At 65.1% G+C, this 18,921-nt stretch carries 26 protein-coding genes; 15 read left to right on the plus strand and 11 right to left on the minus strand.

The window, feature by feature from the left end; all coding sequences use genetic code 11:
- Positions 1–3 precede the first annotated feature (3 nt).
- From JEY66_RS22725 to JEY66_RS22745, 5 genes are all read left to right on the plus strand, one after another.
- Positions 4–180, plus strand: a complete 177-nt coding sequence (locus JEY66_RS22725; protein WP_016842485.1) for a hypothetical protein — start codon at positions 4–6, stop codon at positions 178–180.
- Complete coding sequence (locus JEY66_RS22730; protein ID WP_016842486.1) at positions 181–423, plus strand: hypothetical protein; 243 nt, start codon at positions 181–183, stop codon at positions 421–423.
- Between the two features lie 17 nt (positions 424–440).
- Positions 441–1,862: a dihydrolipoyl dehydrogenase gene (gene lpdA, locus JEY66_RS22735; protein WP_016842487.1), complete on the plus strand. Its 1,422-nt coding sequence runs from the start codon at positions 441–443 to the stop codon at positions 1,860–1,862.
- A 172-nt stretch (positions 1,863–2,034) separates the two neighbouring features.
- Positions 2,035–3,276: a threonine synthase gene (locus tag JEY66_RS22740; protein ID WP_016842488.1), complete on the plus strand. Its 1,242-nt coding sequence runs from the start codon at positions 2,035–2,037 to the stop codon at positions 3,274–3,276.
- 78 nt (positions 3,277–3,354) lie between these two features.
- A complete protein-coding gene (locus JEY66_RS22745) occupies positions 3,355–4,323 on the plus strand; it encodes a tripartite tricarboxylate transporter substrate binding protein BugD (protein WP_018271804.1) in 969 nt (322 codons plus the stop codon).
- A gap of 177 nt (positions 4,324–4,500) precedes the next feature.
- Here JEY66_RS22745 and JEY66_RS22750 read toward each other — a convergent pair whose 3' ends face one another.
- Positions 4,501–6,705 (minus strand): lytic transglycosylase domain-containing protein, encoded by a 2,205-nt coding sequence (locus JEY66_RS22750; protein WP_018271803.1) that lies wholly within the window; start codon positions 6,703–6,705, stop codon positions 4,501–4,503.
- Positions 6,706–7,004: 299 nt separating this feature from the next.
- Here JEY66_RS22750 and JEY66_RS22755 point away from each other — a divergent pair, with 299 nt between their 5' ends.
- Positions 7,005–7,853, plus strand: coding sequence for an SMP-30/gluconolactonase/LRE family protein (locus JEY66_RS22755; protein ID WP_016842492.1), 849 nt, complete (start codon positions 7,005–7,007; stop codon positions 7,851–7,853).
- A 20-nt stretch (positions 7,854–7,873) separates the two neighbouring features.
- Here the strand turns inward: JEY66_RS22755 and JEY66_RS22760 are convergent, their stop codons facing one another.
- A complete protein-coding gene (locus JEY66_RS22760; RefSeq protein ID WP_018271802.1) occupies positions 7,874–8,029 on the minus strand; it encodes a hypothetical protein in 156 nt (51 codons plus the stop codon).
- Between the two features lie 130 nt (positions 8,030–8,159).
- On the opposite strand from JEY66_RS22760, the gene JEY66_RS22765 reads away from it, so the two are divergent.
- On the plus strand, positions 8,160–8,297 hold the full coding sequence (locus JEY66_RS22765) for a hypothetical protein (protein ID WP_018271801.1): 138 nt from the start codon (positions 8,160–8,162) through the stop codon (positions 8,295–8,297).
- A gap of 39 nt (positions 8,298–8,336) precedes the next feature.
- Here JEY66_RS22765 and JEY66_RS22770 read toward each other — a convergent pair whose 3' ends face one another.
- The 3 genes from JEY66_RS22770 to dctP are packed head-to-tail and all read right to left on the minus strand — an operon-like array spanning position 8,337 to position 11,265.
- Positions 8,337–9,695, minus strand: a complete 1,359-nt coding sequence (locus JEY66_RS22770; protein WP_018271800.1) for a TRAP transporter large permease — start codon at positions 9,693–9,695, stop codon at positions 8,337–8,339.
- Positions 9,692–10,246: a TRAP transporter small permease gene (locus JEY66_RS22775; RefSeq protein WP_016842495.1), complete on the minus strand. Its 555-nt coding sequence runs from the start codon at positions 10,244–10,246 to the stop codon at positions 9,692–9,694. The genes JEY66_RS22770 and JEY66_RS22775 overlap by 4 nt, the downstream gene beginning before the upstream one ends.
- Positions 10,243–11,265, minus strand: a complete 1,023-nt coding sequence (dctP, locus tag JEY66_RS22780; protein ID WP_026192802.1) for a TRAP transporter substrate-binding protein DctP — start codon at positions 11,263–11,265, stop codon at positions 10,243–10,245. Before dctP ends, JEY66_RS22775 begins: the two co-directional genes overlap by 4 nt.
- A gap of 384 nt (positions 11,266–11,649) precedes the next feature.
- Between dctP and JEY66_RS22785 the strand changes: the two genes are divergently transcribed.
- Positions 11,650–11,829, plus strand: a complete 180-nt coding sequence (locus tag JEY66_RS22785) for a hypothetical protein (protein WP_018271798.1) — start codon at positions 11,650–11,652, stop codon at positions 11,827–11,829.
- Between the two features lie 56 nt (positions 11,830–11,885).
- Here the strand turns inward: JEY66_RS22785 and JEY66_RS22790 are convergent, their stop codons facing one another.
- Entirely contained in the window at positions 11,886–12,242 is a 357-nt protein-coding gene (locus JEY66_RS22790; protein ID WP_018271797.1) for a DUF6481 family protein, read from the minus strand.
- A 208-nt stretch (positions 12,243–12,450) separates the two neighbouring features.
- Positions 12,451–12,675, minus strand: coding sequence for a hypothetical protein (locus tag JEY66_RS22795; protein ID WP_016842501.1), 225 nt, complete (start codon positions 12,673–12,675; stop codon positions 12,451–12,453).
- A 188-nt stretch (positions 12,676–12,863) separates the two neighbouring features.
- On the opposite strand from JEY66_RS22795, the gene JEY66_RS22800 reads away from it, so the two are divergent.
- A complete protein-coding gene (locus JEY66_RS22800) occupies positions 12,864–13,040 on the plus strand; it encodes a hypothetical protein (protein ID WP_016842502.1) in 177 nt (58 codons plus the stop codon).
- A 140-nt stretch (positions 13,041–13,180) separates the two neighbouring features.
- Positions 13,181–13,450 carry a hypothetical protein gene (locus JEY66_RS22805; RefSeq protein WP_174770980.1) on the plus strand — a complete coding sequence of 90 codons (270 nt, stop codon included), beginning with the start codon at positions 13,181–13,183 and terminating at the stop codon, positions 13,448–13,450.
- 90 nt (positions 13,451–13,540) lie between these two features.
- Here the strand turns inward: JEY66_RS22805 and JEY66_RS22810 are convergent, their stop codons facing one another.
- The gene (locus tag JEY66_RS22810) at positions 13,541–13,717 is read right to left on the minus strand and encodes a hypothetical protein (RefSeq protein WP_167350394.1); all 177 of its coding nucleotides are present in this window, start codon (positions 13,715–13,717) and stop codon (positions 13,541–13,543) included.
- A 208-nt stretch (positions 13,718–13,925) separates the two neighbouring features.
- On the opposite strand from JEY66_RS22810, the gene JEY66_RS22815 reads away from it, so the two are divergent.
- The 3 genes from JEY66_RS22815 to JEY66_RS22825 all read left to right on the plus strand — a co-directional run bounded on the left by JEY66_RS22815 (position 13,926) and on the right by JEY66_RS22825 (position 15,845).
- On the plus strand, positions 13,926–14,141 hold the full coding sequence (locus tag JEY66_RS22815; protein ID WP_026192800.1) for a hypothetical protein: 216 nt from the start codon (positions 13,926–13,928) through the stop codon (positions 14,139–14,141).
- 142 nt (positions 14,142–14,283) lie between these two features.
- Entirely contained in the window at positions 14,284–15,198 is a 915-nt protein-coding gene (locus tag JEY66_RS22820) for a 2-dehydro-3-deoxygalactonokinase (protein WP_018271794.1), read from the plus strand.
- Between the two features lie 11 nt (positions 15,199–15,209).
- On the plus strand, positions 15,210–15,845 hold the full coding sequence (locus tag JEY66_RS22825; RefSeq protein ID WP_018271793.1) for a 2-dehydro-3-deoxy-6-phosphogalactonate aldolase: 636 nt from the start codon (positions 15,210–15,212) through the stop codon (positions 15,843–15,845).
- Between the two features lie 16 nt (positions 15,846–15,861).
- On the opposite strand, the gene JEY66_RS22830 is transcribed toward JEY66_RS22825, so the two are convergent.
- On the minus strand, positions 15,862–16,167 hold the full coding sequence (locus tag JEY66_RS22830; RefSeq protein WP_026192799.1) for a hypothetical protein: 306 nt from the start codon (positions 16,165–16,167) through the stop codon (positions 15,862–15,864).
- A 233-nt stretch (positions 16,168–16,400) separates the two neighbouring features.
- Between JEY66_RS22830 and JEY66_RS22835 the strand changes: the two genes are divergently transcribed.
- Complete coding sequence (locus JEY66_RS22835) at positions 16,401–16,814, plus strand: SRPBCC family protein (protein WP_016842508.1); 414 nt, start codon at positions 16,401–16,403, stop codon at positions 16,812–16,814.
- A 20-nt stretch (positions 16,815–16,834) separates the two neighbouring features.
- Entirely contained in the window at positions 16,835–17,074 is a 240-nt protein-coding gene (locus tag JEY66_RS22840) for a YdeI/OmpD-associated family protein (RefSeq protein ID WP_016842509.1), read from the plus strand.
- 5 nt (positions 17,075–17,079) lie between these two features.
- On the opposite strand, the gene JEY66_RS22845 is transcribed toward JEY66_RS22840, so the two are convergent.
- Positions 17,080–17,217 carry a hypothetical protein gene (locus JEY66_RS22845; RefSeq protein WP_016842510.1) on the minus strand — a complete coding sequence of 46 codons (138 nt, stop codon included), beginning with the start codon at positions 17,215–17,217 and terminating at the stop codon, positions 17,080–17,082.
- Between the two features lie 522 nt (positions 17,218–17,739).
- Complete coding sequence (locus JEY66_RS22850) at positions 17,740–18,177, minus strand: DUF992 domain-containing protein (RefSeq protein ID WP_018271792.1); 438 nt, start codon at positions 18,175–18,177, stop codon at positions 17,740–17,742.
- Between the last annotated feature and the right edge of the window lie 744 nt (positions 18,178–18,921).

Consider the following 18,921-nt stretch of genomic DNA (forward strand, 5'->3'; position numbering starts at 1 on the left):
GCCATGTACGCGATCTACGGTCCGTACGTTCTGCTCGCGGCCGTCGCCGTCGCGTTGCTCGTCGCGGTCAACCGCGACATGATATCGACGATCCAGTTCAGGATCATGATGATCGGCGCCACGGTGCTGGCGCTGGCGTGGTCCGTGTTCCTCGGTGCGGTATGGCGGGAGTACGGATGAATGGCCGGCACGGCTCGCACGCGCTGGCCCTGGATCTCGTTGTTGCTGTCGGCCGCGCTGGTCTGCAATCCGGTCGGGTTCGATTTTCTGCACTCCGCGTTCTTCGCCGGCGAACAGCTGGCGCGGAACATCGCCCAGCCGATCGTGCTGACGGCCCTGGCCATCATGGCCCTGGCGATCGGGCTCGAATGGCTGGTCAGGTCGTTGATCGCAAGAAGCCGCGCCCGCGGCGCCACACGTTGAGTTGAACGGGAGCCGCCATGGCCGACACATCCTTTGACGTCATCATCATCGGCTCCGGCCCCGGCGGCTACGTGACCGCGATCCGCGCCGCGCAGCTCGGCTTCAAGACCGCGATCGTCGAGAAATCCTATCTCGGCGGCATCTGCCTGAACTGGGGCTGTATCCCGACCAAGGCGCTGCTGCGCTCAGCCGAGATCTATCACTACATGCAGCATGCCAAGGATTACGGCCTGTCGGCCGACAACGTCTCGTTCGATCCGAAGGCGGTGGTGCAGCGCTCGCGCGGCGTCTCGAAGCGCCTCAATGACGGCGTCGGCTTCCTGATGAAGAAGAACAAGGTCACGGTGATCTGGGGCGAGGCCACGATCGATGCGCCCGGCAAGATCACGGTGAAGAAGTCGGCGGTCGAGGCGCCGAAGGGCGCCAGCGGCGAGGGCACCTATCAGGCCAAGCACATCATCGTGGCGACCGGCGCGCGGCCGCGCGTGCTGCCCGGGCTCGAGCCCGACAAGAAGCTGGTCTGGACCTATTTCGAGGCGATGGTGCCGGAGCGGATGCCGAAATCGCTGCTGGTGGTCGGCTCCGGCGCGATCGGCATCGAGTTCGCCTCGTTCTTCCACACCATGGGCGCCGATGTCACCGTGGTCGAGGTGCTGCCGCAGATCCTCCCGGTCGAGGATGCGGAAATCGCAGGGCTCGCCCGCAAGCGGTTTGAGAAGATGGGGATCAAGATCCTCACCTCGACCAAGGTGACAAAGCTCGAGAAGAAGGCCGACAGCGTGGTTGCGACCATCGACGACGGCAAGGGCCAGCCGCAGACCAAGGAGTTCGAGCGCGTGATCTCGGCGGTCGGCGTGGTCGGCAATATCGAGAATCTCGGGCTGGAGAAGCTCGGCGTCAAAACCGACCGCGGCTGCATCGTGATCGACGGCCTCGGCAAGACCAACGTTCCCGGCATCTATGCGATCGGCGACGTCGCGGGACCGCCGATGCTCGCGCACAAGGCCGAGCATGAGGGCGTGATCTGCATCGAGGCGATCAAGGGCCTGCATCCGCATCCGATGGACAAGCTGATGATCCCGGGCTGCACCTACTGCAACCCGCAGGTCGCCTCCGTCGGCCTCACCGAGGCCATGGCCAAGGAAGGCGGCCGCGAGATCCGCGTCGGCCGCTTCCCGTTCGTCGGCAACGGCAAGGCGATTGCGCTCGGCGAGGACCAGGGCCTCGTCAAGGTGGTGTTCGACAAGAAGACCGGGCAGCTGCTCGGCGCCCACATGATCGGCGCCGAAGTCACCGAGCTGATCCAGGGCTATGTGGTGGCGATGAATCTGGAGACCACGGAAGAGGAACTGATGCACACCGTATTCCCGCATCCGACCTTGTCGGAAATGATGAAGGAAGCAGTGCTCGATGCCTACGGGCGCGTGCTGAATATCTGAGGCCGCGGACGGCGGCCACGGTCCCGTCATCCTGAGGAGCGCGTCTCGAAGGATGCACGGCCCGGATCGAGCAGCGGGGCTCGTCGCCCTTCGAGACGGCCGCTGCGCGGCCTCCTCAGGGTGACGGGTCCGACAAAACGAATTCGCAAAGAAAAAAGAAAGAGCGCATCTCGTGAAAGACAACGACAACCTCACCATCGAACGCCCGACTTTCGTCACCCATCTCGAATGCGCGATGGAGGGCGATCACTATCCGGCCGACCAGGTGCACAACCTCTCCAAGGCCGGCAAGCCGCTGCTGGTGCGCTACGACCTTGCCGGGGTGAAGAAGGCGCTGACGAAGGATGCGCTGGCCCAGCGTCCCGCCGATCTGTGGCGCTACCGCGAGCTGCTGCCGGTGCGCAAATGCCAGGACATCGTCAGCCTCGGCGAAGTCACGACGCCGCTGATCCGGCTGCCGCGGCTCGGCGCCAGACTTGGCGGCGGCGAGATCATTGTGAAAGATGAAGGGCGGCTGCCGACCGGCTCGTTCAAGGCGCGCGGCCTCGTGATGGCGGTGTCGATGGGCAAGGCGCTCGGCATCAAGCACATGGCGATGCCGACCAACGGCAATGCCGGCGCGGCGCTGGCGGCCTATGCTACCTCCTGCGGCATCAAGACCACGATCTTCTGCCCGGCGGACACGCCGGAGGTGAATGTCAGCGAGATCGAGCTGCAGGGCGCCACGGTGTATCGCGTCAACGGCTATATCGACGACTGCGGCAAGATCGTCGGCGAGGGAAAAGCGAAAGTCGGCTGGTTCGACACCTCGACCCTGAAGGAGCCGTACCGGATCGAGGGCAAGAAGACGATGGGGCTCGAGCTCGCCGAGCAGCTCGGCTGGGACGTGCCCGACGTGATCTTCTATCCGACCGGCGGCGGCACCGGCCTGATCGGGATGTGGAAGGCGTTCGACGAGCTCGAGAAGATCGGCTTCATCGGTTCGAAGCGGCCGCGCATGGTCGCGGTGCAGGCCTCGGGCTGCGCGCCGATGGTGCGGGCCTATGAGGCCGGCACCGAGCACGCCGCGCGCTGGGAGGACGCCCACACCATCGCCTCCGGCATCCGCGTGCCGCAGGCGATCGGCGACTTCCTCATTTTGCGCGCGGTGCGCGAGAGCAAGGGCTTTGCGATCGCCGTCGACGACGACAAGATCAGCGCCGCCCTCAACGAGGTCGCGCGCGAGGAGGGGCTGTTGCTGTGCCCCGAGGGCGCCGCGACCTATGCCGCCTACAAGGAGAGCCTCGCCGACGGCCGTGTCAGCAAGACCGACCGTGTGATGCTGTTCAACTGCGCCAGCGGCCTGAAATACCCGCTGCCGCCGATCACCCGTACGCTCGACCGGCACAAGCCGATCGACTTCTCGCAGTTCTGACGCCTCATCCGAAGGGCCATCTTGTCGAAAGGTGGCCCTTCAAAAATGATACGACAAAGAACACTGAGGGAGAACGTGATGCGGAGGCTGGTTCTGGCCGTGTTGGCCATGTTGGCGTTGACGGGGACCGTTTCCGCGGAAACCTATCCCGCGCACCCGATCACCATCGTGGTGCCGTTTGCCGCCGGCGGCCCCTCGGATGCGATGGCGCGCATCCTCGGCGAGCGCATGAAGCAGTCGCTGGGCGAAGTGTTGCTGATCGAGAACGTGACCGGTGCGGGTGGCTCGATCGGCGTCGGCCGCGCGGTGCGCTCGGCGCCCGACGGCTACACCATCTCATTCGGCCATCTCGGCACCCATGTCGCCAACGGCGCGATCTACAAGCTTGGCTACGACCTCGTCACCGATCTCGAGCCGGTGGTGCTGCTGCCGAGCAACCCGATGATCATCGTCAGCAAGAACGCCGTGCCGGCGAAATCGCTGAAGGAATTGCTGGAGTGGCTGAAGTCGCGGCCGGCGCCGCCGACCGCGGGCACCGCCGGCGCCGGCAGCGGCAGCCATATCGCCGGGCTCTATTTCGAGAACGTCTCCGGCATCAAGCTGCAATATGTGCCGTATCGCGGCACCGGGCCGGCGCTGAACGACCTCGTCGCCGGCCAGATCGACATCATCGTCGATCAGACCTCGAACTCGATCAACCAGGTCCGCGCCGGCAATATCCGCGCCTATGCGGTCACCGATTCCAAGCGGGTGGCGAACGCGCCCGACGTCCCGACGGTGGACGAGGCCGGCCTGCCCGGCTTCCACATGACGCTGTGGTCCGGCCTCTGGGTGCCGAAGGGTACCCCGAAGCAGATCGTGGCCAAGCTCAACGCCGCTGCAGTCGAGGCGATGGCCGATCCGGCCGTTCAGAAGCAGCTCGAGAATTTGGGCTTGCAGATGCCGCCGAAGGACCAGCTCACGCCGGAAGCGCTCGGCGCCTGGCAGAAGGCGGAAATCGCCAAATGGTGGCCGATGATCAAGGCCGCCAATGTGAAGGTGGATTGAACCGCGCTCGCTCCGCGTCGTCCCGGCCTAGGGCGCAATTGCGCACGGGGGCCGGGACCCATACGCCGCGGCCGATGCAAAGGGCAATCGGCTCGACGATTTGCGAACAACTGACAGCGGTGGTTATAGGTCCCGGCTTTCGCCGGGACGACGTTGCACTATTGCGGCCGCATTGTCTCACTGCGCCGGCGCCGCGTTGCTCTCCTGCGTCACGACCCGCTCGCCGTTCTTGGCCACCGCCGTGTCGGCATCCTCGAACCGCACCTGGTAGACCGCGAAATTCTCCATCACGCGCTGGACGTAGTTGCGCGTCTCCGAGATCGGGATCCGCTCCACCCAGTCGACCGGATCGACCTTGGGATCGCGCGGGTCGCCATAGGCCTTGATCCAGTCGCGAACGCGGCCGCGGCCGGCGTTGTAGCCGGCAAAGGTCATGATGTGGCAGTTACGATATTCCGACAGCAACGCGCTGAGCTCGGCTGCGCCCATCTGGGTGTTGTAGACGGGATCGGACACCATCCGGCTCCAGTCATAGCTGACGCCGAAACGCTTGGCGGTGTCGCGGCCGGCTTCGGGCGTCACCTGCATCAGGCCGACGGCGTTGGCCGCCGACTTGTCGCGCTGGTCGAACGCGCTTTCGGTGCGCGCGATCGAGTAGGTCATGCTGCGCCCGATATCGGGCGCAATCGGCGTGTGCTTGGGAATGCCGATCACGGGGAAAGCGTAATGGTCGAAGGCAAAGCCGCGCGCGAGTGCGATCTTGCCGATCTGCAGCATGGCGCGGGCATCGTTGCGGCGGCCGGTCAGTTCGCCGAGCGCTTCGAGCATCCCGACATCCGTGCTTTCCTCGGCGAGGTCGGCGGCGAAATAGAGCACGATGTCGGGCTCGCCGATCGCATAGAGCATATCGGCGGCGCGGACCCGCTCGTCCGCCGCCATGCTGCCGGCACTGGCGGCCGGCGAGGGCGCGCGCAGCTCGACGCCACCATCACGGCCGAGCCTGGCCAGCGCGAGCTGACCGTAATAGGCCGTCGGGTAGCGCGCGGCGGCCTGGTAGTCGGCCCGCATCGCCGCGGAATTGCCGAGTGCCTCGGCGGCGCGGCCGCGCCAATAGGCGGCGCGCGCCAGCACGGTCGGGTTGGTCTGGCCCTCGTCGATATGCGCGAAATGTGCCGCGGCGGTCGTGGCGTCGTTGAGATAGCGCAGCGCGATCCAGCCGCGCATGAAGTGCATATCGGAGCGGTAATAGGGATTGTCCGGCGCCGCCGCGGGCCGGATCACGTCATAGGCCGCCTGGTACTCGCCCTGGTCGAGCAGCTTGCGGGAGAGGATGCGGCGCTCACGCCACCACTGGTCGGTGTCCTGTTGCGCCATCGTCTCGGGGGCTGCCGCGATCGTCACGCGTGCCGCTTCGTCGACCTTGTTCTTCGCAAGCAGCCACTGAATTCGGCACAGCGTGTAGCCGAGATCGCGGCGGGCATCGGCCGGTACATCGTTGAGTGTGTCCTCTGCCTTGCTGGATTGTCCGCGGACCGCGCCGCAGGCTTTCACGATCGCCAGATCGTCGCTGCCGAGCCGCTGTGCCGCGCGCCTTGCGCCGGCGAGATCCTTGGCGCCGATCCGCTTGTCCATGCGCGCGCGATGGTCGTCGCGCGTCAGCAGGTCCTTGAACGCATCATAGGCGTCGCTCTCGGTGCGATCGGACAGCTCCTCCGAGCGCCATGCTTCGCCCACCAGCCGGGTGGCGCCGTCGCGGTCGCCTTCGCCGAGCAGCGTGCGGGCGAGCGCGAACTTGCCCTTGGCGCTGATCGGCTGATCGAGGGTGAAGCCGTGCACCGTGGCCGGATCGCTGCGCTCCTGCCACATCCGCGCTTCGGCGCGCTTGCGCAACAGCGTGACGCTTGGCCAGTCCGGGTTGGCGGTGACGAATGCCGCATAGCGGCTGAACGGTGCGCTCGATTCCGAGTGGCGCAGCAGATACCACTCGACGAGTTTGCGCCCGACCGGGTCGGTGATCCTGGCCTGGATCTCGGTCGCGTCGCTGGTCTTGCCTCTGCGCGCGGCAAGGATCGCGTCCCTGACCGTGGCGAGATCGCCCGACAATTGCGGCCCGGCGGGTTTCTCCGGTTCGGGCGCCTTCTCGGCGGATTTGGAGGGAGCGGATTTGGCCTTCGCGGATTTTCGTTTATCGGCGCCATGTCTGGCGTGCCGCCGCTTGCCGGAGGCACTCTCGCGCGCGGCCTTGCCGCCATGCGCCTTCTTGTCCCCGTGGCCGCTCTTGGCCTGGTGCTGGTGATGCGGCTTGGCGGTCGCCTGGACCGGAAGCAGCGCGAGCGCGGCGGCGGTGGCGAAGCACGCCAGCGGACGTAGGCAACGGTTCATTCCCTGGTCCCCCCTGAGAAACCATGAGGCACAACAGAACGCGTCATACGGCGGCACAACCGCCGCAGATTATCACTACCCTCGATTCTCGAGTCTTAATGCAGCTGCAACTCAACAGGGAAAACGCGGCGAAATATGGAATATGGCGTGTGGAACCCGCGGGAACCGGGTTTTCACGGACGAAGATGGACAGGCCGCACCGTGCTTTGACCGGTTCCGCGTGAGTTGTATCGTCGTAGCGAGCGCACGTGGGGGCTGCCGATGTCACTGCAACATCACTTTTCTCGAGCCGGTGCGTCATGACGGCTCGCCTCAGAACCGTCCTCGACGGCGGCCGCTATTTCGAAGGCCCGCGCTGGCATCGAGGGCGGCTCTGGTTCGTCGATTGCATGGCGCGGACGCTTCTGAGCATCAGCCCATCGGGCGAGTTGCAGGAGCATGCTGCGCTGACCGACGACACGCCGTGTGGGCTCGGCGTACTGCCTGATGGCGACATCGTCGTGCTGACGATGTTCAGGAAGCGGCTGCTGCGGCTTTCCGATGGAGCGCTGTCGCTCTATGCCGATCTCTCCGAGGTCGCGACCGGCACGATCGACGACATGATCATCGACGGCCAGGGACGCGCCTATGTCGGCGATCTCGGCTTCGACCTGCCGCCGCCGGAGCACCGCGGTGCCGTCGGCCGGATCATCCTCGTGACGCCCGACGGCAGTGCGCGTGTCGTCGCGGAAGGCTTGCCGTTTCCCAACGGCATTGCGGTCTCCTCCGACCATCGCCGGCTCGTCGTTGCCGAGATGGATGGCGGAGGTCTCGCCGATTACGACATCGCGCCGGACGGCGGCCTGAGCCTGCGCGGGCGGTTCGGCAGCATCAGCGATCCCGACGGCATCTGCCTCGATGCCGACGGGGCGACTTGGGTCGCGTCATTCACGGAAGATGCTTTTGTCCGGATCGATCGCACTGGTGTGGAGCGCGAGCGCATCACGGTGTCCGGCCGCCGCGCGCTTGCCTGCGCGCTCGGGGGCGCGGACCGCAGGACGCTGTTCTGCCTGAGCGCGCAGACGTCGTACGAGGAGCTACGCAAGGGCAGATCCACGTCGCGGATCGATATGGTCGAGGTCGACAAACCGGGTGATGGCTATCCGTGAGCCGCGGGCGCAGGCGCGTATCACTTCTTCTTTTTCTTCTCTTTCTTCTTCAGGATATCGGCCTGGCTCCTGAAGGCGCGGGCGAGGGAGCGCATCTGGTTGGCGACAATTGCGTCGGCCGTCGTCGATGCGACCCGCTCCGCGGTCTGCGCCTGCTTGCGAATTGTCTTGGCCATTTTCATGAAGGAACCAATCGCGCCGCGTCGCTCTGGTTCCTGCACGAGTGACCGCGTCTTGACGGCATTTCGAGGCCTTGAGTTTCGTTCTCGTTTCGTTCATATTGGCGCGCTCCGGGAGAGTGCCGCCATGGACGCCGAGCGAGACCGCGAAATCATCAGGCTGTGGAACGAGCTCCGCCGGCTGCAGCGCGACGGGCGTCCGACGGCGGTGCTGGTCCGCCGCATCGAGAAGGCGCTGGCGGCTCGGGAGCAGGAGGCCGCCTGAAGCTCCGGTCTTGCCGCGTCCCCTCTGCGCAAAAACGGTCTAGCGCCCGCCGTCCGGCCCCATGATCAGGTTCGGCAGCCAGGTCGATATCTCCGGAAAGAAGCAGAGCAACAGCACTGCGAACATCATCAGCAGCACGAACGGCAGCGTGCCCCAGATCACCTCGCTAAGCGGGATGTCGGGCGCGACGTTGCGGATGACGAAGATGTTGAGCCCGACCGGCGGATGGATCAGGCCCATCTCCATCACGATGGTCATGACGACGCCGAACCAGATGATGTCGAACTCCGCCGCGCGCAGCGGCGGCAGGATGATCGGCGCGGTCATCAGGATGATCGAGACCGGCGGCAGGAAGAAGCCGAGCACGATCACCATCACGAGGATCGCAAACAACAGCTCCCAGCGCGGCAGGTGCATGGCGACGATCGCTTCCGCCGCCGACTGCGAGATGTGCAGGTAGCTCATCACGTAGGAATAGAGCAGCGACATGCCGATGATCAGCATCAGCATGGTGGACTCGCGGATGGTCGATTTCAGGATCGGCGACAGGTCGCTGGGCGTCCACACGCTGTAGATCACGGCGATCAGCCCGAGCGCCAGGAGGCCGCCGAGGCCGGCGGTTTCCGATGGCGTGGCATAGCCGCCATAGAGCGCAATCATCACGCCGGTCAGCAGCAGCACGAACGGGATCACGCGCGGCAGCGCGCTGAAGCGCTCGGCCATGGTGAATTCGTCATGCTGCAGGATCGCCGCGTCCTTGCCGGTCGCGTCATAGACGGCGCGGGCCATGGCGTATTCCTTGCGGAAACGGAACACGGCGTAGAGGCCGAACAGCGTCACCAGCAGCAGGCCGGGGCCGATGCCGGCGAGAAACAGCCGTCCCAGCGATTTCTCGGCTGCGACCGCGAACAGGATCATCGTGATCGAGGGCGGCAGCAGGATGCCGAGCGTGCCGCCGGCGGCGATGATCCCCGCGGCAAAGCCGCCGGAATAGCCGCGCTTGCGCATCTCCGGAATGCCGGCCGAACCGATCGCCGAGCAGGTCGCGGGCGAGGAGCCGGCCATCGCCGCGAACAGGGCGCAGGCGAACACATTGGCGACGCCGAGGCCGCCGGGCACGCGGTGCAGCCAGGCATGCAGCGCCGAATAGAGATCCTGGCCGGCGCGCGATTTGCCGATCGCCGCGCCCTTCAGGATGAACAGCGGGATCGACAGCAGCGTGATCGAGGCCATCTCCTCGTAGACGTTCTGCGTCACCGTATCGAGCGAGGCCGCCGGCATGTAGATCGCCATGAACACGACCGCGACGGCACCTAGCGCGAATGCGATCGGCATGCCGGAGAACATCGCAAACAGGGTGGCAAGTCCGTAGGAGATACCAATACCAAACACGGTCATCGGCGCGCGCCACCCGTCAGCGGAATGATGATTTGCAGGAGGATCTGCACGCAGAGCAGCGTCATGCCCAGCGCCATCAGCACGTAGGGGATGGCGAGCGGCGGCGACCACATCGAGTTGGACACCTGGCCGTCGACATAGGCTTCATGCGCCAGGGTCCAGGACTTCCAGGCGAAGAAGGCGCAGAACGCGAAGCTCGCGACGTCGACCAGCCACAGCCTGATCGCGTTGGCGCGCGCCGAGAGCAGCCCGACGAACGCCTCGATGCTGACATGGCCGCGCTGGCTCTGCACATAGGCCGAGGTCATGAAGGTGGCGCCGACCAGGAGGAACACGGCCGCCTCGTCCTGCCAGTAGTTCGGGCTGTGGAACAGGGCGCGGCCGAGCACGCTGTAGCTCAGGATCACGCAGGCCGCGACCAGGGCAAGGGCTGCGAACACCACGATGATGTTGTTGCAGATGGACAGCGCGCGCCCAAGCAAGGCCACGGGCGTGTTGCCCGCGGCGATGCTTGCGGTTTCGGCCTGATCCGCGACCGGACCATGCATCATGCGGCGACGTCGCTTGCGAGCTTCAACAGGTTGGCGGCGGTAGCGGTCTTGGCGCCATAGTCCTTCCACGCGGTATCGCGCGCGATGTCGCGCCACTTGCCGACAATGGTTGCATCGAGCGCGCTGACCTTGGCGCCGGCCTTCTCGTAGACCTTGGCGACTTCGGTATCGTCGTCCTGCGCGCCCTTGCGGCCGAACGCCTCGAGCTCGGTGCCGACGGCGAGGATGATGTCCTGCTGGTTTTTCGGCAGCTTGTCGAAGATCGCCTTCGACATCATCAACGGCTCCAGCATGAACCAGTAGGAGGCGCCGGCGCCCGAGGTCAGCGATTTCGCGACCTCCTCGAGGCGGAACGAGATCAGGCTGGTGGAGGAGGTGATGCCGGCGTCGCAGGCGCCGGTCTGCATCGCGGCGTAGAGCTCGTTGGAGGGCACCGACAGCACGGCGGCGCCGGCGGTCTGCAGCACCATGTCCATCTCGCGCGAGCCGCCGCGCACCTTGAGGCCCTTGGCATCCTCAGGCGCCACGATCGCCCTGGAGCGGCTGGCGACGCCGCCGGCCTGCCAGACCCAGGAGATCAGCAGAATGCCCTTGTCGGCGAGGAAGTCGGTCAGCGCCTTGCCGACTGGCTCCTTCTTCCAGCGCAGGCCTTGATCGTAGGTGGTGACGAGGCCCGGCATCAGGCCGATATTGGTCTCCGGCAATTCGCCGCCGGCATAGGGCATCGGATACAGGCTGAGATCGAGCGCGCCCTTGCGCATCGCCGAGAACTGCGCGTTGGTCTTGATCAGCGACGAGTTCGGGTAGACCTCGGCGGTGAGCTCGCCGCCCGAGCGCTTGGCGACCTCGGCCGCGAACATCCTGCACAGCCGGTCGCGGAAGTCGCCCTTGTCGATGGTGCCGCCGGGGAACTGGTGGGAGATCTTCAGCGTGGTTGCGGCATGCGCGGTCCCGATGCCCATCCGCAGGACGGCGGGTGCGGCGAGGGCGGAAGCGAGGACGTGGCGGCGTGTGAGCATGGTTCTCCCCTGAGAGCTTCTTGAGTGGCTGTTAGGCCGGCGCGGAGCCTTAGCTTAGCCGGTCTTCGCCTGAATATTCTCTAATCTGATAGTTCGAGGCGCCCTGATAGTGCGAGCCGATACGGGGCTGCAAGTCCTGACGTTCAAGTCCTGACGTTCAAGTCCTGACATTCAAGTCCTGACGTTCAAGCCTTGCCGTTGCTGCGGCGCACACAGCCGCGGGCCGGCCCGTAGCTATTCAACCGTCGCGCGACCATCCGTCGATGATCGCGCCGCGCTGCTTCAAGAATTTGTTATTGGAGGTAACGACGGCCGGCGCAAGTGCGTCGAGCAGAGAGCGGCAAGTCGTCGCGCTCACTTTCGACCACACAAGGGATCATCACCATGACCACCAAGACCCGCCTCGGCCTTTCCGCCGCGCTGCTCTCGTTCAGCCTGGCGCTGGCGCCCGCCGCCTTCGCTCAGGACAAGATGGGCAAGGATGACGCGATGAAGAAGGACGACGCGATGAAGAAGGACGGCGGCGCGATGATGAAGAAAGACGACGGCATGAAGAAGAACTGACTGCCGTCATCGCCTGCTGTCCGCAGGCCCGCCGCTCTGGCGGGCCTGGTTGCGGCTTAGCGCTTCTTCTTGCCGCGCTCCTTGCGTGCCGCGTAGCGGGCATCGCGCTTGGCCTTTTGCTCGGCGAGCAGCGCCTCCTCGCGGGCGGTTTCCTCTTCCTTCTCGCGCGCAATGCGGGCGGCCTCGGCGGCTGCGGCCTCTTCCTCGCGGCGCTTCTGCTCGGCCTTTTCGGCCTCACGGGCTTCCTTGGCCTTGGCGCGGCGGTCGGCGATCGCCGCGCGCTCCTCGGCACGTGCCTTCACAGCGGGATCGTCAGCTCCCGGCTGGGAGCGAAACTTGTTGAGGAGGTTTTGCCGCGCCTGCAGGGCCGCTTTCTGGCGGTCGGCAAAACCCGGTTCCTTGAAGCCACTCATAGAGGAAGCCTTGCTGCTTTCTGTTCGGGTGATGGATGGGGTTGGTTCGGCGTTTCAATAAGTGAATGGCGACGAAATTGCCAGTGGCGAACGGAGGGCTGTGGAGCAAGGGAGATATGAGCCAGCGTCAAGCGGCCATCGTTCGCCCCGCGGACGCGTGGTGAGTGGCTGGTCACCAAGGGCTGTTGAACAAGGGCTGTTGAAAAGTTCAGCCGCGCTGGAGGTGCTCGCGTCGTCCGTTACCCAGGACCTTGGCGACCGTCTCGGCGGTCATCGCGCTCCGGTCCGAGGCTCGCTGGGCTTCCAGCCTGTCGCGCGCCTTTTCGGTGATCAACAGGCTGATCAGCCGCAGCCTGCTGCCCTCATCGACAGCCTCCGAGAGCAACTGCCTGTAACGCTGATAGTCGTACGTCGTTGCTTCTTGTTCGCTCATCGGCACGCCCCGCACACGCGCTCCACTTCAGCGAGTAGTCTTTCGCGAGTCGCCCTTGGATCGCAACGGAATTGCGGTGCCGACGGCCGCGGCCGTGCATTTCGTTGCGCGACTGTTGCAGAATTGATCGTACGCAACCGTGCAAACCGTCATGATGCGGACCGTGGCAATCGGGAACCGAAGCCGGCATGAGCGAATCCGACGACGGAGGCAGCCGAAGGGGCGCGCTGATCGGACTGCTGGTCGCAGTGGTCATGCTCGCGGTCGGCCTCTGGCTCGCGCATGACCTGACGGCGGCGAGCAAGATGCAGGACTGCCTGATGTCGGGCCGGACCAACTGTAATGTGATCGAGCCGGCGCGCTGACCCCGTCTTGCGGCAGTGCAATATCGATCCCACATCGAGCCCAAAGACTCGGGCTGAACTGTTTGATTCCGGTTGTGATTCCGATCACACGCGGACAGGCGGACTGCCTCGACTCCTGGAAATCGGCGGGAACCAAGGCCATGATGTCCAAGCTGTGGTCCGGAAAGGGCGCGGCGCTGGCTGCCGCAGGCGCGGCGGGTGCCGTTTTGGTGGCGTATCTATCCCTGACGCTGGCGTCGCCCGAGCCGGTGTCCAATGCGGCGCTCGGGCCGGAATGGCAATGCAGCCGGGTCGCCTTCGTGCTGACCACCTGCACCCGGGCGACCGAGGCGGAGGCTGAGGCCAAGCCGCAGGGCGAGGTCAAGGCGATCCCGGTGCGGGCGAAGGACGATTTTCCGCCGGAGCTCTAGATCTTTTTCTGGCGCGTTGTCTGCACGCGAGGCGCTGCCGATTTCGCTGGAAGGCGCGCCGGCCGGGCCGCCGCAGCGGCGCAGTCCAAGTTATTTCTTGGTGGTACCGCGCGGCTTGATCGACAGGCCGAGGCGCATGGCCATCTTCTTGATCCGCTCCGGCGAGCGGCCGGTCGCCTTCACGACCTCCTCCAGCGACTTCGAGGAGCGTGCCAGTTCCATCAGTCGTCGGTCCTCCTTGAACGACCACCGCGGCTTTCGGGCCATCTTGTTGGTTTCCTTGTGCATTGCCGGGCAACAAAGCCGCCAGGCGGGGTCGCCTGACGGCCTTGCCGGTGTGGGCCCGGACCTTGGGGAAATGTCCGGTGGATAAGCAATACTGCTTCAGAATAAGGCCGCAATTGAAACCGGAATTTAACCTAACCTATCAAGGTTACTTGCAACATTACTCGGATAGAGCGTGGCAGGAGGCCTTATGCGCAAGGTCGCCATTTTGAGTGCCGCAGCATTTTTACTGTCCGGTTGCTGGTCCGACCCGGAGGTTACGGGATCGACCAACAGCTGTGCGGCCAATCTTTACAGTCAGTACAATCCCAAGGTCATGGATCAGTGCGTCAACGCCTGCATCAAATGTGACCGCGGCAACGTGACGACCTGCACGACCTCCTGCACGCTGAAGGGCGCGCGGTAATCGATCCCGCGCATCTGATGCCAGCGAGGCCTCGCGGCGTCACGCCAACGGACCGCCTTGCGTGGCGCGATGATCGCCTTTATCGCGTCCGGGCAGCGGCGCCGTCGGCGCGCCGGACACTGAGAGCGTGGAACAGGGCGCGATGAGCGGGATTTCCTATGTCGCGGTCGACTGGGGCACCAGCAGCTTCCGGCTCTGGCTGATGGGCGCCGGTGGCAAGGTGCTCGGCGAGCGGCGCAGCGATGAAGGCATGACCGCGGCCGCCAGGACCGGCTTTGCAGCCGTGCTGCAATCGCATCTCGATGCGCTGGGTGTGCAGGCCGATCTGCCGGTCGTGATCTGCGGCATGGCGGGCGCGCGGCAGGGCTGGGTCGAGGCCGGCTATATCGATACGCCGGCGCATCTCTCGGACATCCTCAAGGGCGCCGTCGGGGTCGGCGGGCAGGCGCGCGATATCCGTATCCTGCCTGGGATCGCGCAGCGCGATACCGCCGCGCCCGACGTCATGCGGGGCGAGGAGACCCAGCTGCTGGGTGCGCTCGGCTTGAACGCGCCGGGCGAGGCGCTCGTCTGCATGCCGGGAACGCATTCCAAATGGGTGCGGGTCCGCGGTGGAACGGTCGAGCGCTTTGCGACCTTCATGACCGGAGAGTTGTTCAGCGCGGTCGCGCGCGACACCATCCTGTCGCACGCCGTCGCCGGCGCCGAGGAGGCGGTTGACGGCGATGCGTTCCGCGCGGCTGTCGCGGAGGCGTTCGCGGCGCCGGCGCTCAGCGCTAATCTGCTGTTTCGCGTGCGATCGCGACAGCTGCTGTTCGGCGGCAGCGCACAGGCCGCGCGTGAGACGATCTCGGGTACGCTGATCGGCGTCGAGCTCGCCGCCGGCCTTGCGGAGACAAAGCAGGGAGCGCCGGTGACGCTGATTGCCTCGGGCCGGTTGCAGCGGCTCTATCAGATGGCGCTCGAATGCCTTTCGATTCCGCTCGATGCCGTGGATGCGGAGGAGGCGGTTCGCCGTGGCCTCGTCGGCGCGGCGGCGGCGATCTGGAAGAACTGAGGGATCAACGCATGAGCATTCCGTTTCCGCCGATGAAGCGCCCGCTGGTCGCGATCCTGCGCGGCGTCAAGCCGGACGAGGTGCCGGGCATCGTCGGCGCGCTGCTCGACGCCGGCATGACCGCGATCGAGATTCCGCTGAACTCGCCCGAGCCGTTCCGCTCGATCGAGATCGCGGCGAAGCGCGCGCCGGCCGATGTTCTGATCGGCGCCGGCACGGTGCTGACTGCCGCAGACGTCGACCGCCTGCATGACGTCGGCGGCCGCCTCATGGTGTCGCCGAATGTCGATGTCGAGGTGCTGGCGCGCGCGCGGGACCATGCGATGATCACGATGCCCGGCGTGTTCTCGCCGACGGAAGCGCTGCTCGCTGCGCGCGCGGGGGCGTCGAGCCTGAAATTCTTCCCGGCCAGCGTGCTCGGCGCCGCCGGCATCATCGCGATCCGCGCCGTGTTGCCACCGGATGTGATGATCGCTGCGGTCGGCGGCGTCTCGGACCAGAATTTCGCTGAGTATGTGAAGGCGGGCATTCGCGCCTTCGGTCTCGGCAGCAGCCTCTACAAGCCGGGCATGACCGCCGCTGATGTTGCTGTCAGGGCAAAGGTGACGATCGAGGCGTATGACCGGGCTGTGCAGGGCGCCGGCTAGGCTCGGTGCAAGCGCGCTAATCGTCCCGCCTGCCGCCGTCGATCACCCTGAACAGCGGCGCCGCCTCACGCGGATTCTCGAGCAGTTCTTCGACCATGGCGATCGCGGCCGCGACATATTTTCCGGTCGCGGCGTCCAGCGGCCGTTCGGCTTCGTCTGACAGCGCGAGCTTTGCGCCTTCGAGCAGCTTGCGGGTGCGGACGGCGGACTCGTCGCCGGCGGTGAGGGCGGCGCGCGCGATCGATCGCAGCACGAACAGTTCGCCCTCCAGCCGCAGCAGGCGGTCGTTCAGCTTGCTCAGGACAGTGTTGAGGTTCCGCATGACGCGCTCTCCGGGCATTCGACCCGTCTTCCATACACGGTCATTCCTGACGAAATTCTTGTGACGACCACGCACCATTTGGTTGGTTGAATGGCGTCCCGGATCGCCTCATGTTCCCGGTGGCCCGGGCATTGCCATTTGACGAAGGCGTCCATGGCCCTAATAGAATGGCCGCGGTCCGGCGCCGCCCGGGAGGCGCGCCAGCTTCACCCCATCGCAACGAGGGAATAGATATGAGGATTGCCGTCGAAACGACCGTTGCCGCGCCGATCGCGGATGTCTGGCGCGCCTACACGACGCCTGACGACATCAAGCAGTGGAACGCGGCTTCTGACGATTGGCACACGACCGCCGCGACCGTCGACCTGCGCACCGGCGGCGCCTTCTCGTCGCGAATGGAAGCCAAGGACGGCAGCATGGGGTTCGATTTCGCCGGCACCTACACCAGGGTCGAGGAGCCCCGGCTGCTCGAATATTCGTTCGGCGATCGCAGCGCGCAGGTCGCATTCACGCCGGAGACTGGCGGCGTCAAGGTGCAGGTCAGCTTCGACAGCGAGGATACCCATTCGGTCGAGCAGCAGCGCGGCGGCTGGCAGGCGATCCTGGATAACTTCAAGCGTTACGTCGAAGCAAAGCGGCGGTCCTGATCCGGCGATCGGAGGGCGGCGTGACGCTGAAGCGACCGCGCGCGGCGATGCCGGCGAGCATCCGTCGCGAGCTTGATGCGACCGGACTGATGCAGGCGTTCAAGGCGCGCCCGCCGTATCAGCGCAACGACTATCTGCGCTGGATCGGCCGCAGCGTGCGAACTGCAACACGGCGCAAGCGGATCGACCAGATGCTGACGGAATTGAAGGCCGGTGGGGTGTATATGGGAATGGCTCATCGGCCGAGCAAACCAAAGTGAGACTCTCAGTGGCGTGATCGCTGCACGCCGTGCGTCCGCAACGCTCGCTTGATGTTTAAGTCGTGCGAATGTTCATCGAAGAAAAAGTCGATCTCGGAATCGTCCATCGCGGTCCTGAAAATATCGACGACCGAGGCGGGCACTCACAATCTTCGAGAGAAGCATTCTTGGATTAAGAAATTGCGAAGCGCGCTGCCGGCGCTCACGACAAGTGTTGGAACCTGCAACGCACGAACAGAAAGCGATCGCTCTCTCAATCGCCGCCGGAACTTTGTTCACGCACGGAGAACTACGGAATCGTTTTCGTGCGCTGAATGATAAAGACGGCGAGTGATTTCACGGCACAGGGCGAACATCAAAAAGAAAGGCCTCAGCGCGTGGGCCACGCTGAGGCCAAGTAGACACTTTGGTCGTGAGACACCGTCGCCGGCGCCTCGCTGCCTAACCTATCTTTGTTTCTGTGTTTCCAAATGGCCCATTTGGGCCATGCCGCGTGATAGCCAATTTGGGACATGCGCCGCTGGCACAAAGTGTGCAGAGTTGCAGCTGTCAGGATTTTGCATCACCTTCCTGGGGCTAGGGCCAGCGCCGTCCGCATCTATTTCAAGCGGACGGCGTTGTGCATTCTGGCAACCGCGCCGGCCATCGCCTGGCTGCGCTCAGGGTCAGCGATCCACCGGCCGAATCTCGAGGTTCTCGATTTTCAGGGGCGGCGTTGAGGGGACGTTCTGCTCGTTCGGATGCAACGTGATCGGCTTATTCGAGCCGCCGGCGAGTACGTTGACGCCGGCGCCGTCTGCGTGGGCGTAGCCGCCGGCGAGATCGTCGCTTCCAAGCCACGGCACGGGCGCCATCACCTTCCAGGCCATGGCGACTTCTTGATCTCCGATCTGAACACCGAGATTGCGGATGGCCGCGACATAATGACTGTCCGGCGCGCTATCGACGTGCAGCACGCAATTGAGGTTGGTCACCGGACCCACGACGAACCCGGTATCGGGGCCGCCGCGACACTCAAGCGTTCCGGCCTGCACCTGCTGCGCATTGGCGGCTGCGAGCGGCGCAGCGAGAACCGCCGCACCACACAGAGCCGAGGCGATCAAACGGCTTGTCGTACGCATGGTGCTGGACAACGCGGATCGGCGCGCAATCGGCCTACGACCCCGCGTGCGGCCTTCGCTTGTGGTTAAGAGAACCTTAGAGATTGGTTTGATTGCTGCCGACGGTCGACGTTCGCGAGCGACGGGCCAGGAAGACGACGATCAACCAACGGCGACACTTACTCATCGTCGTCCCGGCCCACACACCTCGACGGTGGATCTATCGACGTCGAACGAGCGTGCTCGCGCAAGGTCGATTTCCAGGCAGGAGATGCAACGGGGCGAAGCAACGGGGCCGGTCCTGGCACTGCCGCCAGGCCGTTCGGATCACGGCGGTGAGCCTGTCCCGAAAAATTACGCCGCCGGGCTCGAAATGCATTGTCCCGGCAGCGCCCTGTTCCAATCTGGGCCCGCAATCCCAGTCATGTTTGTGTCTGCAAAACCGGCGCCAAGGTTCGAGCGCCCCCGTAGTCATACGGCGACTGGCGTCCCGCGATGGACTGGTGTTGGCGACTTGTGCGCTGGCGAAGGTCCGACTGTCGGGATGCCTAGCCGTGCGGCGAGAGCGGCTGATCGCCGTCAATGCTCCGCCCGATCAGATATGATGCTCGAGCTTCCGCATTTCCTGCAGGCGAGCCAGGCAGAAATCCCGATACAACTCGTTGATGAAATCCCACATGACCTAATCCCCTTGGTCCAACGCCCAAGACACTACGCCGGGTTTGTTTCCGGCCGGCTTCGCGGCTT

This window comes from Bradyrhizobium elkanii USDA 76, from assembly GCF_023278185.1.
In the GTDB taxonomy this organism is placed as follows: Bacteria; Pseudomonadota; Alphaproteobacteria; order Rhizobiales; family Xanthobacteraceae; genus Bradyrhizobium; species Bradyrhizobium elkanii.